This window comes from Bacillus proteolyticus, assembly GCF_001884065.1.
GTDB lineage: Bacteria > Bacillota > Bacilli > Bacillales > Bacillaceae_G > Bacillus_A > Bacillus_A proteolyticus.
In genome coordinates, this window is record NZ_MACH01000048.1 from 101,242 (window position 1) to 118,434 (window position 17,193).

General features: G+C 36.2%; 19 protein-coding genes. 11 read left to right on the top strand and 8 right to left on the bottom strand.

Annotated elements, in window-relative coordinates:
• Positions 1-40: 40 nt before the first annotated feature.
• Positions 41-553, bottom strand: coding sequence for a gamma carbonic anhydrase (locus BAQ49_RS05120; protein WP_071744438.1), 513 nt, complete (start codon positions 551-553; stop codon positions 41-43).
• A gap of 74 nt (positions 554-627) precedes the next feature.
• Here BAQ49_RS05120 and BAQ49_RS05125 point away from each other — a divergent pair, with 74 nt between their 5' ends.
• Together BAQ49_RS05125 and BAQ49_RS05130 are read left to right on the top strand one after the other, a co-directional pair.
• The gene (locus tag BAQ49_RS05125; RefSeq protein WP_071744439.1) at positions 628-1,431 is read left to right on the top strand and encodes an alpha/beta hydrolase; all 804 of its coding nucleotides are present in this window, start codon (positions 628-630) and stop codon (positions 1,429-1,431) included.
• Between the two features lie 40 nt (positions 1,432-1,471).
• Positions 1,472-2,536 carry a tetraprenyl-beta-curcumene synthase gene (locus tag BAQ49_RS05130; RefSeq protein WP_071744440.1) on the top strand — a complete coding sequence of 355 codons (1,065 nt, stop codon included), beginning with the start codon at positions 1,472-1,474 and terminating at the stop codon, positions 2,534-2,536.
• A gap of 37 nt (positions 2,537-2,573) precedes the next feature.
• On the opposite strand, the gene BAQ49_RS05135 is transcribed toward BAQ49_RS05130, so the two are convergent.
• From BAQ49_RS05135 to mnmL, 7 genes are all read right to left on the bottom strand, one after another.
• Positions 2,574-3,875, bottom strand: coding sequence for a PepSY-associated TM helix domain-containing protein (locus tag BAQ49_RS05135; protein WP_071744441.1), 1,302 nt, complete (start codon positions 3,873-3,875; stop codon positions 2,574-2,576).
• Between the two features lie 113 nt (positions 3,876-3,988).
• A complete protein-coding gene (locus BAQ49_RS05140; protein WP_071744442.1) occupies positions 3,989-4,513 on the bottom strand; it encodes a tetratricopeptide repeat protein in 525 nt (174 codons plus the stop codon).
• The gene (locus tag BAQ49_RS05145) at positions 4,510-5,184 is read right to left on the bottom strand and encodes an aspartate/glutamate racemase family protein (RefSeq protein ID WP_071744443.1); all 675 of its coding nucleotides are present in this window, start codon (positions 5,182-5,184) and stop codon (positions 4,510-4,512) included. The genes BAQ49_RS05140 and BAQ49_RS05145 overlap by 4 nt, the downstream gene beginning before the upstream one ends.
• A gap of 24 nt (positions 5,185-5,208) precedes the next feature.
• Positions 5,209-5,889 carry an ABC transporter permease gene (locus BAQ49_RS05150; RefSeq protein ID WP_071744444.1) on the bottom strand — a complete coding sequence of 227 codons (681 nt, stop codon included), beginning with the start codon at positions 5,887-5,889 and terminating at the stop codon, positions 5,209-5,211.
• A gap of 18 nt (positions 5,890-5,907) precedes the next feature.
• Positions 5,908-6,741, bottom strand: a complete 834-nt coding sequence (locus tag BAQ49_RS05155) for an ABC transporter ATP-binding protein (RefSeq protein ID WP_071744445.1) — start codon at positions 6,739-6,741, stop codon at positions 5,908-5,910.
• Positions 6,742-6,856: 115 nt separating this feature from the next.
• A complete protein-coding gene (mnmM, locus tag BAQ49_RS05160; protein WP_071744446.1) occupies positions 6,857-7,429 on the bottom strand; it encodes a tRNA 5-(aminomethyl)-2-thiouridylate-methyltransferase MnmM in 573 nt (190 codons plus the stop codon).
• Positions 7,426-8,385: a tRNA modification radical SAM protein MnmL/YtqA gene (mnmL, locus tag BAQ49_RS05165; RefSeq protein ID WP_071744447.1), complete on the bottom strand. Its 960-nt coding sequence runs from the start codon at positions 8,383-8,385 to the stop codon at positions 7,426-7,428. The genes mnmM and mnmL overlap by 4 nt, the downstream gene beginning before the upstream one ends.
• Positions 8,386-8,500: 115 nt before the next feature.
• On the opposite strand from mnmL, the gene BAQ49_RS05170 reads away from it, so the two are divergent.
• The 9 genes from BAQ49_RS05170 to BAQ49_RS05215 all read left to right on the top strand — a co-directional run bounded on the left by BAQ49_RS05170 (position 8,501) and on the right by BAQ49_RS05215 (position 17,155).
• Positions 8,501-8,764 carry a YtzC family protein gene (locus BAQ49_RS05170; protein ID WP_000840869.1) on the top strand — a complete coding sequence of 88 codons (264 nt, stop codon included), beginning with the start codon at positions 8,501-8,503 and terminating at the stop codon, positions 8,762-8,764.
• A gap of 15 nt (positions 8,765-8,779) precedes the next feature.
• Positions 8,780-8,929: a hypothetical protein gene (locus BAQ49_RS05175; protein WP_001129344.1), complete on the top strand. Its 150-nt coding sequence runs from the start codon at positions 8,780-8,782 to the stop codon at positions 8,927-8,929.
• A gap of 207 nt (positions 8,930-9,136) precedes the next feature.
• The gene (locus tag BAQ49_RS05180; protein WP_071744448.1) at positions 9,137-10,159 is read left to right on the top strand and encodes a DUF418 domain-containing protein; all 1,023 of its coding nucleotides are present in this window, start codon (positions 9,137-9,139) and stop codon (positions 10,157-10,159) included.
• Positions 10,160-10,406: 247 nt separating this feature from the next.
• Positions 10,407-11,168 (top strand): ABC transporter ATP-binding protein, encoded by a 762-nt coding sequence (locus BAQ49_RS05185; protein WP_071744449.1) that lies wholly within the window; start codon positions 10,407-10,409, stop codon positions 11,166-11,168.
• Positions 11,169-11,185: 17 nt separating this feature from the next.
• The gene (locus BAQ49_RS05190) at positions 11,186-13,045 is read left to right on the top strand and encodes an FtsX-like permease family protein (RefSeq protein ID WP_071744450.1); all 1,860 of its coding nucleotides are present in this window, start codon (positions 11,186-11,188) and stop codon (positions 13,043-13,045) included.
• A gap of 349 nt (positions 13,046-13,394) precedes the next feature.
• A complete protein-coding gene (locus BAQ49_RS05200) occupies positions 13,395-13,961 on the top strand; it encodes a tyrosine-type recombinase/integrase (RefSeq protein WP_071744452.1) in 567 nt (188 codons plus the stop codon).
• Between the two features lie 42 nt (positions 13,962-14,003).
• A complete protein-coding gene (locus BAQ49_RS05205; protein WP_071744453.1) occupies positions 14,004-14,501 on the top strand; it encodes a cation:proton antiporter regulatory subunit in 498 nt (165 codons plus the stop codon).
• Between the two features lie 3 nt (positions 14,502-14,504).
• Entirely contained in the window at positions 14,505-15,728 is a 1,224-nt protein-coding gene (locus tag BAQ49_RS05210) for a cation:proton antiporter (protein ID WP_071744454.1), read from the top strand.
• A gap of 233 nt (positions 15,729-15,961) precedes the next feature.
• Positions 15,962-17,155 (top strand): MDR family MFS transporter, encoded by a 1,194-nt coding sequence (locus BAQ49_RS05215; protein WP_071744455.1) that lies wholly within the window; start codon positions 15,962-15,964, stop codon positions 17,153-17,155.
• The last annotated feature ends 38 nt before the right edge of the window (positions 17,156-17,193 follow it).

Here is a 17,193-nt window from a genome sequence, read left to right on the forward strand (position 1 = left end):
TTTCATAAAAAAAGCTGCCAGTCTTATGGCAGCGATAAAATCATTTTTGTAACGATTTATAATATTGTCCTTTTTCAACGTATTGTGTGCGGATACGTTCCATATCTTTAAGGTCTTCTTCTGTTAATTCGCGAATGACCTTAGCAGGACGACCGAAAGCTAACGTATTAGGAGGGATTTTCTTTCCTTGTGAAACGAGACTTCCAGCACCGATGAAAGCTCCTTCACCAATTTCAGCACCATCTAATATGATAGATCCCATTCCAATTAAAGCATCTTTTTCGATTTTGCAGCTATGTAAAATAACTTGGTGCCCAACGGTAACGTCATCTTCTAAAATAAGAGGATACTGCGGGCTTTGGTGGAGTGTACATTGATCTTGTACATTTACTCTGTCACCAATTATTGTCGGTGATACATCACCACGGATGACTGTATTAAACCAAATACTTGATTCCTCACCAATTGAAACATCGCCTGTAATAGTAACATAGTCAGCGATAAAAGCACTACTCGCAATTTTCGGATTTTTTTCTTTATAAGGATATATCATGTAAAGCCTTCCTTTCCTAGAGACTAGTTTTAGTGTATCAAATTATGAAAAAGAGTGAAATGGAGGAGTTTCGTATGTGGAACTATGAAGCGGAAGAAGCGAAAGCCGTCATTATTATCGTGCATGGTGCTATGGAATATCACGGGCGTTATGAAGCAGTTGCAGAAATGTGGAATCATATCGGTTATCACGTTGTTATGGGCGATCTTCCAGCACACGGAACAACTTCAAGAAATAGAGGACATATCGACTCATTTGATGAATACATAAAGGAAATAAAGTTATGGGTGAAAGAAGCAAGAAAATATAGATTGCCTATTTTTTTATTTGGTCATAGTATGGGAGGACTTGTCGTTATTCGTATGATGCAAGAAACGAAAAGAGAGGACATAGATGGGATTGTACTAAGCTCGCCTTGTTTAGGAGTATTAGCTGCACCCTCCGCTCCGCTTCGTGCTGCTTCAAAAATATTAAATATCGTTGCCCCGAAGTTACAATTTGCAACAAATCTCACTGTAGAAATGTCAACTCGCAATCATGAAGTGAGGGATGCGATGGAGAATGATTCATTGTTCTTGCGTAAAGTATCAGTGCGTTGGTATAGTGAATTAATTAAGTCTATCGAGATTGCTCATGAGAAAATAGATGATTTTCCAGATGTTCCGCTCTTGCTAATGCAGGCATGTGAGGATAAACTTGTAGATAAAACACGTGTCCGCACATGGTTTGATAATGTTAAAATGAGTGATAAGGCATATAAGGAATGGCCTAATTGTTATCATGAATTATTAAATGAGTATGAGCGTGATGAAATTTTGAATTATATTCAGTCATTTACTGAAATACGTATCAATAATATAGTAGAAACAAACAAATAAATTATTATTTGTACATTTAATAGAGGAGATGAAGGAAGAAGTGAACGTACCGAGTAATCCCATAACGCTCATGGCCAAAGTATACCGTGATGTGTTTCCGGTTGTACACCATGAGCTAGCGATGTGGAAAGAGCGTGCCTACCATATTCCGAATGACGAGCTTCATAGTCAAGCGATCGCAAGTATTGAAAATAAAACGTTTCATTGCGAAGGCGGTGGTATTTTAGCGCTGCTAGCAAATGAACATCGTGAGGAATGTATTCGTTTTATTGTAGCGTATCAAACGATTAGCGACTACTTAGATAATTTATGTGATCGTAGTACATCACTTGACCCGAAAGACTTTGCGGCTCTTCATGAGTCGATGGTAATGGCATTAAGTCCTGAAGTTGAAGGAGGCGGTAACTATTATCGTTATCGTGATGATCAAGATGATGGTGGTTATTTAGATGAGCTCGTTGAAACATGTCAGGATGTTTTAAAGAAAACGAAGCATTATGACAAAATTGCTCCAATTCTTCATGAGCTTGCTTGTTATTATTGTGATTTGCAAATTCATAAACACGTGAAGTTAGAAGAAAGAGAACCACGCTTAAAAACATGGTTTGAAGCACATAAAGAAAATTTACCATCGATGAGTTGGTTTGAGTTTTCAGCATGTGCAGGTTCTACGCTTGGAATTTTCTGTCTTGTAGCATATGCATTTCATGATGAGTTACATGAAGAAGATATTGTGAAAATTAGACAAGGATACTTTCCTTACGTACAAGGACTTCACATTTTACTTGATTATTTCATTGATCAAGAAGAAGACCGTATCGGCGGAGATTTGAATTTCTGTAGTTATTATGAAAACGAGCAAGCTATATTAGATCGTATGAAACATTTTGTTGAAGAAGCAGAGAAGAGCATTGGTGATTTGCCTCATGCGAAGTTTCATCGTCTCATAAGCCGAGGCCTACTTGGTATTTATTTATCAGATCAAAAAGTATCAGCACAAAAGAATATGAACAAAATGGCACGGCGCATTGTAAAATACGGAGGGCTCACTTCACGATTCTTCTACTGGAACGGGAAGATGTACCGAAAGAAAATGGCGCAGTGATGAAGAAAACCACTCATATAGAGTGGTTTTCTTTTTATTATGATCGTATTTTTGAAAATACGTATATGAGAAGTTCAATTGTGAAAATAACTAAAACAGATAGTCCGAATAAAGGCATGACAGCGCCTAGTATAACCATCATGACAAAGAAAACGAATATACTTTTCTTATCTCTTTGCTTTGGAGGGGCTGCTAATTTTCCTTTCGGCCTTCTTGCTAACCACATTTTTATTCCGTAATAAATGAGAAGTAATAAAGATAATGTCGTTAGTAAGCATAATATTTTATTTGGCCATCCGAATAAATGACCTTCATGAAGTGGGATACCGTAAGTGAACCATTGTGCCAATAAGCCATAATCACGATAGTCCGTTTTGGAAATGAGTTCTCCGCTATATTGATCAAAGTAAGCTGTTATTTCTTCATTTGGTGCGACGTGCATACCCGTAATACCAGAACCGCTCGATTTCGAAACGGTGAATACACCTTTCGGATCAGCTGGTAGTGAAATAACATATGGCTTTTTTATTTCAATTCCTTTTTGTAATGTATCAACTGAAATTGCTTTTGGCTCATTTGAATTAGATTCAGGAGGAGCTTCTTTTCTTGTTGCCCACGGCAATTCTTTTACCTTCGATTCAGGCGGTGCCATATACAACTTTGGATATCCGAGCGATTCATTCGACGATGCAATTTTATAAATTTGGTTACCCATAAATCCTGACCACGGCAATCCAGATGCGACTAACAAAACGAGAGGAATTGTAAATATAATACCGATAATAGAATGACGTCGTTTTGCCTTTTCTCGCTTATTGGATGCCGGTGTGTTTTTGAATTGGCGTATACTCATATACAACCCAGTCACAATTAAAAAGATTGTCCAGCATGCCGCAAGTTCTACAGTATAGTTGACGACAGTGCCACCAACTAAAAGAGAACTATGTAATTCCCTCATTATATTGGCAAACGTTTCACTTGCGTTTTGATCCCCAACAATTTGATTATTACTATCTAAATACACATATTTTTGTTGCCCAGTATATTCATTTGCAATCGTAAGTCTCGTATTATAATCCCCATTAAACTCACTAATTTTCGCCACGCTATAATGTGGATATTTTTTCTCTGTTAAGAAAAGCGAATCAGACATCGAAATAGATTCTGTTTGGGTGCTCTTCCCGAAATATAAATCTTTATAGATGAAATCCTCAACTTCTTCCCGAAATAAATACCCAATTCCGCTCAGTGACAAAGTAATAAGAAGCGGCGTAATAAAAAGTCCAGCATAAAAATGCCAACGCCAAAAAATATAATGAAGCGAACGATTTTGTTTCATACTTTCAGTTCCCCTAACCTTCCCTATATGAATAAACTACTTATTTAATATAGCGAGATTAAGTGTGGATACTTTGAAAGAATTGTGAAGAAAGTTAAAAGTTTTGGGGATTTTTATCGGCGAGACATACAATACGTAATACAAAGCTTAGTTGAGTGAATCAGCTCTTCATTTCCTTTTTGTATCCTGATTTGAAGTGCCTTTTGAAAATAAGTAAGGGCGGTGTGGAAGTCGCCCTCATCCAATTTACTTTTTCCGTAATGTTGGTAGAAGAAGTCCTCATAATTAGGTAAGTCGGGTAGTGTTTGTAGAAGTTCGATAAAGAGTACATTTGCAGCAGGAAATTTTCTTTCCCAATGATATGTATGTGCGAGACGAAGTTTGTTAATAAAAATCCCTTGGATGTTGTCTGTTTGTGTGTAATATTCAATCGCCTCCTGTAAGTAATACTTACTGTCAGAAAGGTTGCCAGCGATTCGTTCATAAACACCGATTAATCCGCAGTTTTTTCCATATAACGGTCCTTTATGTAAATGCTCTTTCAAAAATACAATCCCTTGCTTCATTTCAGCAAGGGATATAGGTTTTTCTCTAAGATTTTCATCAAATGTGTATCCCATTTCAAAAGGTATATTCATTTGGACCTCCTTATATTTTCTACATACATTCTAACAACCGCTTCAGCAAGACATTGAGCGGAATCGACAAAATTCTCACTCGCGACTACATTCAAATCAGTACATGCAATAATAGCGGTATCAACTTCAACTCGCAATTGTAAAACGAGTGTATTCCACAATTCACGAGCTTCTTCAATTTCTCCAGATTTAATACAAGTAATAATTTGATTAATCATTTCTTGCCATTTTTCATGGTGAATGTACTCTATATTACGCTTTGCAATGCCGTCTTGGTAAATCACAGCTTGAACAGTTGCTTCTGTTGCGAGAAGAGCGACTCTTTTTGTATTTTCAGGAATTGCTTTTAACGTTTCATCGACTATATTTAAAATTGGGATAGAAAGAGAACGCTGTAATTCTTCAAAATAAAGATGCGCCGTATTACACGGCATAGCGATAAATTCTACGCCAGTACTTTCAAGTTTTTGTGCCCCTTCAATAATTGCTTTTTTCATCGCCGCATGTTCAATAGGGCGATCCATGTAAAAGGGCGTTGGACAAGAATAAATCATCATATGAGGAAAGTCCATATCATGCTTTGCTCCGTATATTGTTTGGCACCTTGCTACAACTGTATCGACGAATGGTCCAGTTGATTTTGGCCCCATTCCTGCTAGTATTCCGATCATTGTTTCGTCTCCTTTAATATGTAATTAAAAACGTTTTTTGCGAACGATAAAAAGAAATAAGGTAAATAATAAAAATGAATATACGATAGCCCAAGCTGTAAGCCATAGAGTGTGAGTCAGTAAATTATATTTGTATTGTCCAAGCATTAGAAAGCTTTCGACAGGTGGTAAAAACCATAGTAACTCTTTTTTAAACCGGATAGATACGATCGTTATAAGCAATATAAATGTAAGGCTAAGCCAAGCAGTGCCTGCTTTTTGAATCATATTTCTAGTAAATAATGTTGCGATTGAAATTCCTAGTATAGAGAAAGACATGTGAGCGAGAAATCCGACCATAAATAAAGAAACTGTCATTTTTTCATTAAACATTTGCAAAATAATGGGATAGATTACGGATATAAAAGATAACACAGTACAAATGAGAAGAGCCGTAATATATTTACCAACATATAATGTGGAAATATTATTTGTGTGTGAAATAGTGATTTGCTCTTGTACAGGGTCTTCGGTATGAAAAATTGTGACTGCAATCCAGGCAGATAATAAATAAAGTGCGAGTGCTGTTTCTAAATATGTCGGTACAATAGGAGTCGGTTTATATGTATATACAAAAAGCAAGCTCACAAAGTACATCGCAATAGGAGGGATGTACTTATACGATTTTGTATAGTCGAGAAAATGGTAACGAATAAGCGCAAACATAATAAACCTTCTTTCGATTTAAAAGTTAGGTTGTAGCAGTGTGATAGATGCTTTTTTATGTAATAAAAACTGAAGCATTTCGTTTGTATATTCCTTTTCGATTTGTAATTGAATAAGGTTTTGATTTGAATTGTATGTAACGTGTATAAAACCTAATTGTTTCCGTAGTTCTATCGCTGAAAATGTGTCGTGAACGATTGCTTCAATATAGACTTGTTCTGCCCCTTTTTGTACAAAGGTATCTGCTATGATTGTATGATTTGCTAACGTTACGATTTTATCGGCGAGGTTTTCTAGTAGTTGTTTTTCATGACATGTGAAGAGTACAGATATGCCTTGCTGTTTTAATGAGAGTAAAATATGTTCTAATTCTTGCTGAGAGTTAGGATCGAGCCCAGAAAGCGGTTCGTCTAAAATTAATAAATGTACGTCCGTAAGTAATGCTTGCATAATGCCTGTTTTTTGTTTCATACCTTTTGAAAAGTTTCGTACAACGGAATGTCTTGCATGATGTAAATGAAAAGATTCTAGAAGCATCGGAATTTTATCTTTTAAATATTTTGTTGATAAACCATGAATGTGGCCGAGATGATATAAATAATCCTCTAATGTAAAACGAATTCCTTCAGGAAAATGTTCAGGTACATAGCCGATTTGTATATGTTCTTTTCTTTGAAGTGTCCCTGCTGTAGGTGAAATAAAACCTGCAATTATTTTGAGTAGAGTACTTTTTCCAGTCCCGTTCCCGCCAACAATGGCGAGCGCTTCTCCTTCTGGAATGGATAAATCAATGTTGTCTAGTATAAGTGATTTGCCATACTTCTTTTGAATTCCCCGTAGTTCTACTAGCAAAGTTCTATCCTTCTTTCTTTAAATAGTGTATATATCCATTATATAGGAGAATAACAAAAAGACGTGCAATGAGTGCACGTCTTTTTTTGTTATGTTTTGTCGAATTGTCGATATATTATCGTTTCTCGATCGCCACAATAAATGGCGGGTTATTTTGCTGGTTAATGAAGCCGTATCGCAGTACGTGTGCTTGTTTTTGGTCTAGTTCCTCGGCAAATTTAAGTACAGCGTCGCGTTCTACTTGTCCTTCTGGATGTCCGTGGTAAATAACAAGGACGATGATACCTTCAGGCGCCATTACTTCTAATAATTGTTCGATCGCTGAGATTGTTGAGTTCGGTTTTGTAACGATATGCTTGTCTCCGCCTGGAAGGTAACCTAAGTTAAAAATTGCGCCTGTTACTTTTCCTTTTGCATCTTCTGGTAATACGGATAGAAGTGTATCGTGACTATCATGAACTAAAACAGTACGTTCGAAAAGTTCTTTTTCTTTTAGACGAGTTGTTGAGCTTTCAATTGCCTCTTTTTGAATATCAAATCCAAATACTTTTCCGTTATCTCCAACGATTTCAGCTAGGAAGCAAGTGTCATGCCCATTGCCTAAAGTTGCATCTACAGCGTAATTGCCTTCTTTTACTGCCGTTTGCAGAAGCGAGCGAGCAAACGGTAATACACGTTCTAATTTCATTTTTGTTTCTCCTCATTTGCATATTTTCCTTGCCAGCTTCCGCGGCGTACAAATTCTGCATCGATGGAATTTAATACTTCCCATTTATTTAAGCTCCACATCGGACCGATCATTAAATCAGGTGGGCCGTCACCTGTGATACGGTGCACAATTACATCTTCTGGAATAATTTCAAGTTGGTCAACAACGAGACTTACGTAATCTTCAAGAGAAAGGAATTCTAGTTGTCCTTTTTCATATTGCTTCACCATTGGCGTTCCTTTTAATAAATGGAGTAAATGAATTTTAATTCCTTGTACGTCAAGCTTCGCTACTTCACGAGCTGTTTCCATCATCATGTCGTAATCTTCAAGTGGAAGACCGTTAATAATATGAGAGCAAACTCTAATGCCGTGTTTGCGTAATTTATTTACACCTTCAACGTAAGATGGATAATCGTGAGCACGGTTAATCAGATTTGCAGTACGTTCATGGACAGTTTGTAATCCGAGTTCAACCCAAAGATACGTGCGTTTATTTAAGTCCGCTAAATATTCAACGACATCGTCCGGTAAACAATCTGGACGAGTTGCGATAGAAAGACCGACAACGTCCCTTTCCGCTAAAAGCGGTTCGAATTTTTCTTTTAACACTTCAAGTGGTGCATGTGTATTTGTGTACGCCTGGAAATAAGCGATACACTTTCCATCTTTCCACTTTGAGTGCATTTTGTCTTTCATTTCATGATATTGCGTTATAACATCATCGCGGCGATCGCCAGCGAAGTCACCAGATCCAGCAGCACTGCAAAATGTACAGCCGCCATAAGCAACTGTACCGTCACGGTTCGGGCAATCGAAGCCAGCATCTAATGAAACTTTAAAGATTTTTTCACCAAATTCATTTCGTAAATGGTAATTCCATGTATGATAACGTTTATTGTCGTTTGTATATGGAAAAGGGTTTTGAACCTTCATTACTTTCCCTCCTAAGACGAGTCAAAATGAAACAAATAAAATCCATTATAACATACTCATAAGGTTCAGATGGAAGGGACACACTAAAGAGGAATTGAAGCAAGGAGGGACAATTATGGCAGAGCGTCAATCACTTGAATCGTATATTACACAAGCTGAACAAGCGGTGGAATATGCGAAAGAACAATTAGACCAAGGTATGAGACAAGAGCATTACAATACGATGGAGTATTCGGATGCGCAGTTACAATTAGAACAAGCATATAATGACTTACAAACTATGCAGCAACATGCGAATGATGAGCAACGTGAGCAGTTAAATAGAGCACGTATGGCAATTCGCCAATTGCAACATCAAATGATTATTACACCGCACTAATAAGGAGTGAATGTTATGGCAAAACGTTCAGATCAAAATAATCCAGAACAAAAAACGCAAAATGGACATAACGCTGAATTTTCAAATGAACTTGATCCAGTTGTGCAAGTGAAACAGCGTAACAGTAAAAAAGGACAACCTCAAAAATCAAAGCAATCAGAGTAAACCAGGTCGCAATATGACCTGGTTTTATTTTATCCCGCTATTTGTGGGAGTCGGGCTGCTCATAAACGCCCGATTGGTGAGGGTTGATTAAAGCTTCATTTTATTATATTACAATAATGTAAGATTCCTGTAAGGTTTGTCGATAGTTATAAGCCCACTTCTCCAGTAGAGTAAGGAAGGATTAAATTTTATACAAGGAGTTGCTTTATGGGGAACAATGTTACAAACAAACGAATTGATGAGTTAGATTATATTCGTGGCTTCGCACTACTGGGGATTATTTTAGTAAATATTCTCGCACTACTTAATATTAAAACTCCAGATCCTAATACAGTGGATGCAAGTTATCAAAGATTTCTATACTTATTTGTAGAAGGTCGTTTCTTTTCAATCTTCTCATTCTTATTTGGAGTGGGATTCTATATCTTTATCTCTAGAGCGATTGCGAAGGGGAAAAATGGATATGTTTTATTTTTACGCCGTGTAGTTGCGCTATTTATTTTTGGCTACATTCATCAAATGTTTCAACCTGGAGAAGCGTTAACGCTATATGCAATTTACGGGTTAATCGTTTTACCGTTTTATAAAGCGAAAAAAGAAGTGAACTTAGTAATCGGTCTTATTTTGACAATTACCCTTAGTGTACTTGCTGCGAAAGAATTTCTGCCGCTAAGTTTAATTTTATTAGGGCTTGCTGCAGGGCAGTATAAAGTATTTGAAAATCTTTCAGCGAAAATAAAGCAAGTAGCTATTTTTACAGGCATTATGTTTGTTTTAAGTGTTGTAGCTTTATGGTATCAATATGGGCACGTCCCTGCTGCTCCATTTGTAAATATGATACTTGAGAATGAGGATGGGACAATGGATGCTGCAAGCCAATTCTTAAAAATTGGTATTACAGTTGGAACAATTATTTCAGCTTTCTATGTTGGAGCATTAATTTTACTACTTCAATTAAAACCAGTTCAAACATTGCTAGCACCACTGAAGTACTATGGTCGTATGGCTTTAACGAATTATATTGGACAAACTGCAATGATTTTAATTGCAGGAAGTGTATTTAACTTTGCAGGAAACTTAACGTACATGCAGACGTTATATGTGTGTATCGCAATTTATGCAATTCAAATTGTGTTTAGTGTAATTTGGATGAAAAACTTTAAAATGGGTCCACTAGAATGGATTTGGCGTGTTATTACGTATTGGACGGTAACACCTTTAAAGAAATAAAGAGAGAAGTGGGCTGTTCCTTTTGTGGAACAGTCTATTTTTTTGTCAGCTTTTTGCGGTAAATCGCTAATGGAATTTTATCTACTAATGAAGAAAATGAATTTGTTTTAAAAGGATAAAAGCTAAGCTTACAAGCACCCCTTTTTTATATTACAAAAGTGTAAGGTAAATGTAATGTTAACAAATAGCAGTTCCTCTCCAAAAGGCGCAAAATAGGTAATGGAAAAACAAGCGTAGGAGGATATATATGACGAAACCAGTTGTAGACGTAAAAAACGTTCAAAAAGTGTACGGTAAAAAAGGTGAGAATCAATCACACGCGTTAAAAGGTGTATCATTCTCAATTCAAGAGGGTGAGTTTGTTGGAATTATGGGGCCATCTGGTTCTGGTAAAACGACATTATTAAATGTAATTTCAACGCTTGATAAAGCAACGGGCGGCGTTGTTGAAATTGCAGGAACGGATATTACAAAAATGAAGCAAGGTGAGCTTTCAGATTTCCGTTCACAAAAGTTAGGATTCATCTTCCAAGACTTTAATTTATTAGAAAACTTATCTATTTATGAAAACATTGCACTTCCACTTTCACTTCAAGGTGTTTCATCACGTAATATTGGACCGAAAGTAGAAAAGGTAGCTGATATGTTAGGCATTTCGGCAATACTTCAAAAATATCCATCTGAAGTCTCTGGTGGACAAAAACAGCGTTCAGCAGCAGCGCGCGCTTTAGTACATGAGCCAGCAATTATTTTAGGGGACGAGCCAACAGGAGCGCTTGATTCTAAAAATGCAGCGAGCTTACTTGATGCGATGACAAACTTAAATCAAGATCAAGGTGTATCTATTATGATGGTTACACATGATCCGTACAGTGCAAGCTACTGTCAGCGTATTTTATTCATTCAAGATGGTGAGCTATATAAAGAAATTCATCGCGGTGGTACGCGTGAAGAGTTCTATAAAGAAATTTTAGATGTACTTGCAGATTTAGGTACACAAAAAGCGTAAGGGAGGAGGTCTAGGACATGTTATTCAAACTTTCCATGTCAGGGCTAAAGAGTAAGCTAAAAGATTATATCGTCTTACTTGTCGGCCTTGTCATGTCTATCTCAATTTTTTATATGTTTCAAACGTTAGCGCTGAATAAAGCGTTTATCGAATCTAACTCAGTTATTCAATCAATTGGATTCGTATTCCAAGCAGGTTCATTTTTACTAGCAATCATAACCTTCTTCTATATTTTATATGCGAACTCTTTCTTATTATCGCTTCGTCAAAAAGAGTTTGGTATGTATATGATGTTAGGAGCAAAAAAGCATAAAGTTACATTACTTATGTTTATTGAAACGATTGTATTAGGTGCTGCATCTCTTGCGATTGGTATTACAGTTGGTGTAGGACTTGCAGAAGGTATCGGGCAGTTATTAATGAAACAATTAGAATTTGCTGGTGAAGGTTATAAAGCATTTTACCTTCCATCTATGACTGTTACTTGTATTTTCTTCTTTGCATTATTTGTACTATCAGCAATTATGAATAGTATTAAGTTATCACGTATTTCTGTACTGCAACTTGTACATGCAGATGCACAAACAGAGCGTGTTGCAGTAAAAGGAAAAATGACAGGTTTAGTTGCATTCCTAGCGGTTATTTTATTAGGAATTGGCTATGCATCAATGATTTACATGGAAAAACTAAGAGAAATGGGAATCCTTATTGCATTAATTACAACAACAGCTGGTACTTACATGCTATTTGGATCACTTCTTCCTGTTATTATTAAAAAGTTAAAGAGCAATAAAAAGCGTAGTGAAAAAGGACTTAACGCTTTTACATTTGCACAATTAAACTTCCGTATTAATAGTTTAACAAAGGTTCTTGCTACGGTAGCGATGTTAGTTGCTCTTGGAGCCGGTGCGATTTCAGGTGGTATGGCGTTTAAAAATAACGTTATAAAAATGGTTGATGGTTTCGTAATATATGATTCAGTAGTTCATAATCCAACTGCTGAAGAAAAGAAAATTTTAGACGGTATTACATTTAAAGAGAAAAGCGAATATCGTTACAAAGTCGATGATAAATACGTTTACTATGTAAAAGAGGATTTAGAGAAAAATCGTCCTTTAGTAAAAGATATGGAAAACATGAAGTCGATGAAGGATTTAGTGAAAACGAAAAAAGTTTCAGAGGAACTACCAGTAGGTGCAGTTTCTAGAGAAATGAATGAAAAAGATGCGAACGCTAAAGAACTTCCACAAGAATGGGACGAGGCTTTCAGAACAATCCAGCCATTCTACGTACATGAAGATCATGCAATTAAAATTGTAGATCAAAAAATGTACGATACTGTAAATGGTAAAGAAGGAATCGTATTTACTGGAAAAACAGATGATTTTGAAGCACACACAAAAGAATGGAAAAAACTTGACGAGTTGCAACTAGATAAATATAAAAATGTAGCATCTGAAAGATTAGATAGTAAATATCAAGCTTACGACATGTTCTACGGCGTTGCGAGCGGAACAGTGTTTATGGGATTCTTCCTTGGAATTGCTTTCTTAGCAATGATGGCAAGTTGTTTAATGTTTAAAATTCTTTCTGGTGCATCAAAAGATATTACGCGTTATCAAATGCTTCGTAAAATCGGTGTGCGCCGTGAATTATTAACAAAATCAATTTATAAAGAATTATTCTTAGTATTCTTATTCCCAGCAATTGTAGGTATTGCTCACGTATTAGTCGGTATGAATATTTTCGGATTTATTTTAATCGATCCGTACTTCCGTATTTGGGTACCAATTGTAATTTTCGTAGTTATTTACACGATTTATTACTTCATTACAGTTCAATTGTATAAAGGAATTGTTCTTCCTAAGGAAGATTAATAAAAAACCGAGCGAAACTGCTCGGTTTTTATTATTTTCAGAAAAAACACTTTAATGTTACTGAAATATACAATATAATATAAATAAGTAACATAAAATAAAAGTAGAAGCAGCTGGATAAGGAAAGGAGGAATCCGATCTGTAGAAAGAAGCTGAACCTTTTATCCCCACACTTTTTTCTAACCACACCGTATTTGTACAATCGTAAGTTTCCACATTAAAAATTGCCGAGACCACAGAAGTATATTGTAAAAATAATGGATAAGACATGGAAATCCCATAGCATGATAAGGTAAAATGGACAACATAATGAGAAAATTACCGTTCATAAGATGAGGAGAAAACATGTATGGAAGTTGTAGAGGCATTAAAAGATATAAACCAAATTGAGGCTATGAAAAAATATTTAAAAGAGCACTCGCAGCGAGATTATCTTTTATTTGTTATTGGGATTAACACTGGATTAAAAATTACTGAGCTATTAAGTATTAAATTTGAAGATGTATTAAATGAAGATAGAACTGTTAAAGATTTTTATTCTCTTCCTGTGAAAGATGAAAAGTTTAAACAAGATATTTATTTAAATACAAAAGTCAAAGAGGCACTTTTAGCGTACGTACAATCTTTTGATATTCAAAGAGAAAACTACGTATTTCAATCGAACAAAACAACAAATTCAATCTCACGCCAACAAGCGTATCGTGTTATCCATAGCGCAGCTGAAGCGGTCGGAATACTTGGTAAGATTGGAACGAACTCAATGCGAAAAACATTTGGATTTCATGCATATAAAAGAGGAATAGCAATCGCACTGTTGCAAAAACATTTCCATCACGCGACTCCGTCAGAAACATTAAAGTATTTAGGAATCTCGAAAGATGAAAAGTTTAAGACAGAGATTGATGTAGATTTGTAAAAAGGGAAGAGCCGTAACTAAAAAATTTTAGGAGGCGGGAATATGAATATTAGAGAGAGTGAACTACCGGGCATTGGATGTAAATTTGAAGTTATAACAAAGGGTAATGAAAAAATGGTTATCGTTATTCATGATGATGGCCGAAGAGAAATGTATCATTTTGATGCGGATCACGATGAGAGTATTTCAAGTATTTCTCTTCGTGATTCTGAAGCAAGACAAATTGCGGCTATATTAGGCGGAATGGTATATAGACCACAAGCTTTAGATACAATTGAAATGGCTTTTGAAGGATTATCCATTGAATGGTTTAAAGTAGAAAATAACGCACCAGTGGTACAAAAAACAATTGGTAGCTTACATGTGCGAAAAACATATAACGTAACGATTATTGCTATTTTGAAAAAGAATATGAAAAAGTTCTTCAATCCAGGTTCAGACTCTATTATTGAAGCTGGCGATATGCTCGTATTATCAGGTGAAAGGCATGAAGTGAAAAGAATTATTAAGGAGTTGCTTTCAGCAGGAGGTGACTCATAATCGATGGATACTTTAGTCTTTGAAGTTGGAACTGCGTTAGTATTAGTAGCTTTTGCAGCAATCCTCGCTGCAAAGTTAAAGTTCTCGATTATTCCGTTTCTCATTATACTCGGTATGCTAGTGGGGCCTCATGCTCCAGATTTAGGGCTTATCGATTTAAGGTTTATTGAAAGCGGAGAAGTTATTTCCTTCCTCGGCCGTATTGGCGTCATATTCCTCTTATTCTACTTAGGATTAGAATTCTCGATAAAAAAATTAATTAAATCAGGAAAGTCAATTGCTCTTGGGGGAACCGTTCATATATCACTTAATTTTATATTAGGTTTACTTTATGGATATATAATGGGTTTCCCCTTATTAGAAACATTAATTATTGCCGGGATCATAACAATTTCATCGAGTGCAATTGTCGCAAAAGTAATTGTTGATTTAAGAAGATCTGGTAATAAAGAGACAGAACTCATTTTAGGGATCATTATGTTTGATGATATCTTTTTAGCTGTATATTTATCAGTTGTTTCGGGGTTAGTACTCGGAGGTACAACATCATTTATAGGTGCCCTTACATCGGTGTTAATCGCAGTAGGGTATATGCTACTATTCTTTGTAATCGCTAGAAAAGCTACGCCGATTCTAAATAAAGTATTAGATATTTCGTCCAATGAAATTTTTATTATCGTAATATTCGCTGTTTTATTCTTTGTGGCAGGATTTTCAGAAACGATTCATGTTGCAGAGGCTATAGGTGCATTATTATTAGGGCTTGTCTTTTCTGAAACAGAGCATAGTGATCGAATTGAGCATCTCGTCGTCCCGTTTCGTGATTTTTTTGGAGCTATATTTTTCTTCAGTTTCGGTTTAAGTATCGATCCTTTTACGCTCGGAGGAGCAGTGTGGTTGGCATTAGGAGCAGTTTTCATTACTCTCATTGGTAATTTTATAGCTGGAATGTTTGCAGGGCGTAAAGCTGGTTTATCCCATAAAGCTTCTACGAATATCGGTTTAACACTTGTATCACGCGGAGAATTCTCGATTATTGTCGCGAATATCGGAATCGCGGGTGGCTTAATGGCAACGATTAAACCATTCTCAGCTCTATACGTTTTAATATTAGCATCGTTAGGCCCGTTATTAACGAAAGAGTCCGGGAGAATATACTCTCTATTAGATAAGATATTTAAATGGAGCGCTAAAGAACGGGCGAAGCGAGAAAAAGAAGTTGGATAGTATAGGGGAGACTATGTGAAATTCATGTAGTCTTCCTTTATTTATATATTGTTACTGATGTCGTTCTTTGTCGGTAAGTCGATATATTTTCAAGTGGCAATCAATATAATTTCATTTACCGACAAACTATTATCTGAATTTCATCAACTATTAATCAGTTGCCTTCCTATTTAAAAACGACTACAATTTTACTGTTATAGATGAACGAAAAAAATAGAATAGGAGGGGAGACTATGCCAAGGAAAGTATGGCTATTAGTAGCTGGGATGATTATTAATGTCACGGGTGCTTCTTTTTTATGGCCTTTTAATACAATTTATTTGCATGATCACCTAGGAAAATCTTTATCAGTGGCTGGAATGGTATTAATGATCAACTCGCTTACTGGTGTAATCGGGAACTTGCTCGGCGGTGTTTTATTTGATAAATGGGGCGGTTATAAATCAATTTTAGTAGGGATTGTTATTACACTTGTATCGATTTTAGGTCTTGTGTTTTTCCATGGTTGGCCGTTATATGTTGTGTGGCTAGCATTAATCGGCTTCGGTTCCGGAATGGTCTTCCCATCGATGTATGCGATGGTTGGTACGGTTTGGCCAGAGGGCGGAAGACGAGCATTTAATGCGATGTATGTTGGACAAAACGTTGGGATTGCGATCGGAACAGCGTGCGGTGGTTTAGTTGCGTCTTATCGTTTTGATTATATTTTCTTAGCGAACTTTATTTTATACTTTGTTTTCTTCTTAATTGCTTTTATTGGATTCCGTGGTATGGAAGACAAAAAAGAGCCAGGAGTGCAAAAGGAAATCGAAACGAAAAAAGGATGGACGCTTACACCTGGATTCAAAGCACTTCTTATTGTGTGTGTAGCATATGCTTTATGCTGGGTTACATACGTACAGTGGCAAGGTGCAATCGCAACACATATGCAAGAATTAAATATTAGCCTTCGTCACTATAGTTTATTATGGACGATAAACGGAGCGATGATTGTTTGTGCGCAGCCGCTTGTTAGTATGCTAATTCGCTGGATGAAGCGTTCTTTAAAGCAACAAATTATGATTGGAATTGTCATTTTTGCGGCGTCATTCATTGTGTTAAGCCAAGCGCAGCAATTTACGATGTTCCTCGTTGCGATGGTGACATTAACAATTGGTGAATTATTCGTATGGCCAGCAGTTCCGACCATTGCAAATATACTTGCGCCGAAAGATAAATTAGGCTTTTATCAAGGTGTTGTAAATAGCGCAGCGACTGTAGGGAAAATGTTCGGACCGGTCGTTGGCGGAGCGATTGTTGATATATACAATATGGAAGTATTGTTTATAGCGATCATGGTAATGCTTGTAGTAGCGATTATAGCAACAAGCATTTATGATAAACGAGTAAAAGTAGAAGAAACAGTTGAAGAAAAAATTGCAGTTTAGTTTGACGGAACATGTAACATGTTTTAGAATATATTTAA

Bases quoted from the DNA above. Each gene is read 5' to 3' on its own strand.
- BAQ49_RS05150 (WP_071744444.1), bottom strand. From the start codon at position 5,889: ATGTTTGCGCTTATTCGTTACCATTTTCTCGACTATACAAAATCGTAT.
- BAQ49_RS05215 (WP_071744455.1), top strand. From the start codon at position 15,962: ATGCCAAGGAAAGTATGGCTATTAGTAGCTGGGATGATTATTAATGTC.
- BAQ49_RS05120 (WP_071744438.1), bottom strand. From the start codon at position 553: ATGATATATCCTTATAAAGAAAAAAATCCGAAAATTGCGAGTAGTGCT.
- BAQ49_RS05205 (WP_071744453.1), top strand. From the start codon at position 14,004: ATGAATATTAGAGAGAGTGAACTACCGGGCATTGGATGTAAATTTGAA.
- BAQ49_RS05210 (WP_071744454.1), top strand. From the start codon at position 14,505: ATGGATACTTTAGTCTTTGAAGTTGGAACTGCGTTAGTATTAGTAGCT.
- mnmL (WP_071744447.1), bottom strand. From the start codon at position 8,385: ATGAAGGTTCAAAACCCTTTTCCATATACAAACGACAATAAACGTTAT.
- BAQ49_RS05185 (WP_071744449.1), top strand. From the start codon at position 10,407: ATGACGAAACCAGTTGTAGACGTAAAAAACGTTCAAAAAGTGTACGGT.
- BAQ49_RS05140 (WP_071744442.1), bottom strand. From the start codon at position 4,513: ATGAATATACCTTTTGAAATGGGATACACATTTGATGAAAATCTTAGA.
- mnmM (WP_071744446.1), bottom strand. From the start codon at position 7,429: ATGAAATTAGAACGTGTATTACCGTTTGCTCGCTCGCTTCTGCAAACG.
- BAQ49_RS05180 (WP_071744448.1), top strand. From the start codon at position 9,137: ATGGGGAACAATGTTACAAACAAACGAATTGATGAGTTAGATTATATT.
- BAQ49_RS05175 (WP_001129344.1), top strand. From the start codon at position 8,780: ATGGCAAAACGTTCAGATCAAAATAATCCAGAACAAAAAACGCAAAAT.
- BAQ49_RS05190 (WP_071744450.1), top strand. From the start codon at position 11,186: ATGTTATTCAAACTTTCCATGTCAGGGCTAAAGAGTAAGCTAAAAGAT.
- BAQ49_RS05145 (WP_071744443.1), bottom strand. From the start codon at position 5,184: ATGATCGGAATACTAGCAGGAATGGGGCCAAAATCAACTGGACCATTC.
- BAQ49_RS05170 (WP_000840869.1), top strand. From the start codon at position 8,501: ATGGCAGAGCGTCAATCACTTGAATCGTATATTACACAAGCTGAACAA.
- BAQ49_RS05200 (WP_071744452.1), top strand. From the start codon at position 13,395: ATGGAAGTTGTAGAGGCATTAAAAGATATAAACCAAATTGAGGCTATG.
- BAQ49_RS05135 (WP_071744441.1), bottom strand. From the start codon at position 3,875: ATGAAACAAAATCGTTCGCTTCATTATATTTTTTGGCGTTGGCATTTT.
- BAQ49_RS05125 (WP_071744439.1), top strand. From the start codon at position 628: ATGTGGAACTATGAAGCGGAAGAAGCGAAAGCCGTCATTATTATCGTG.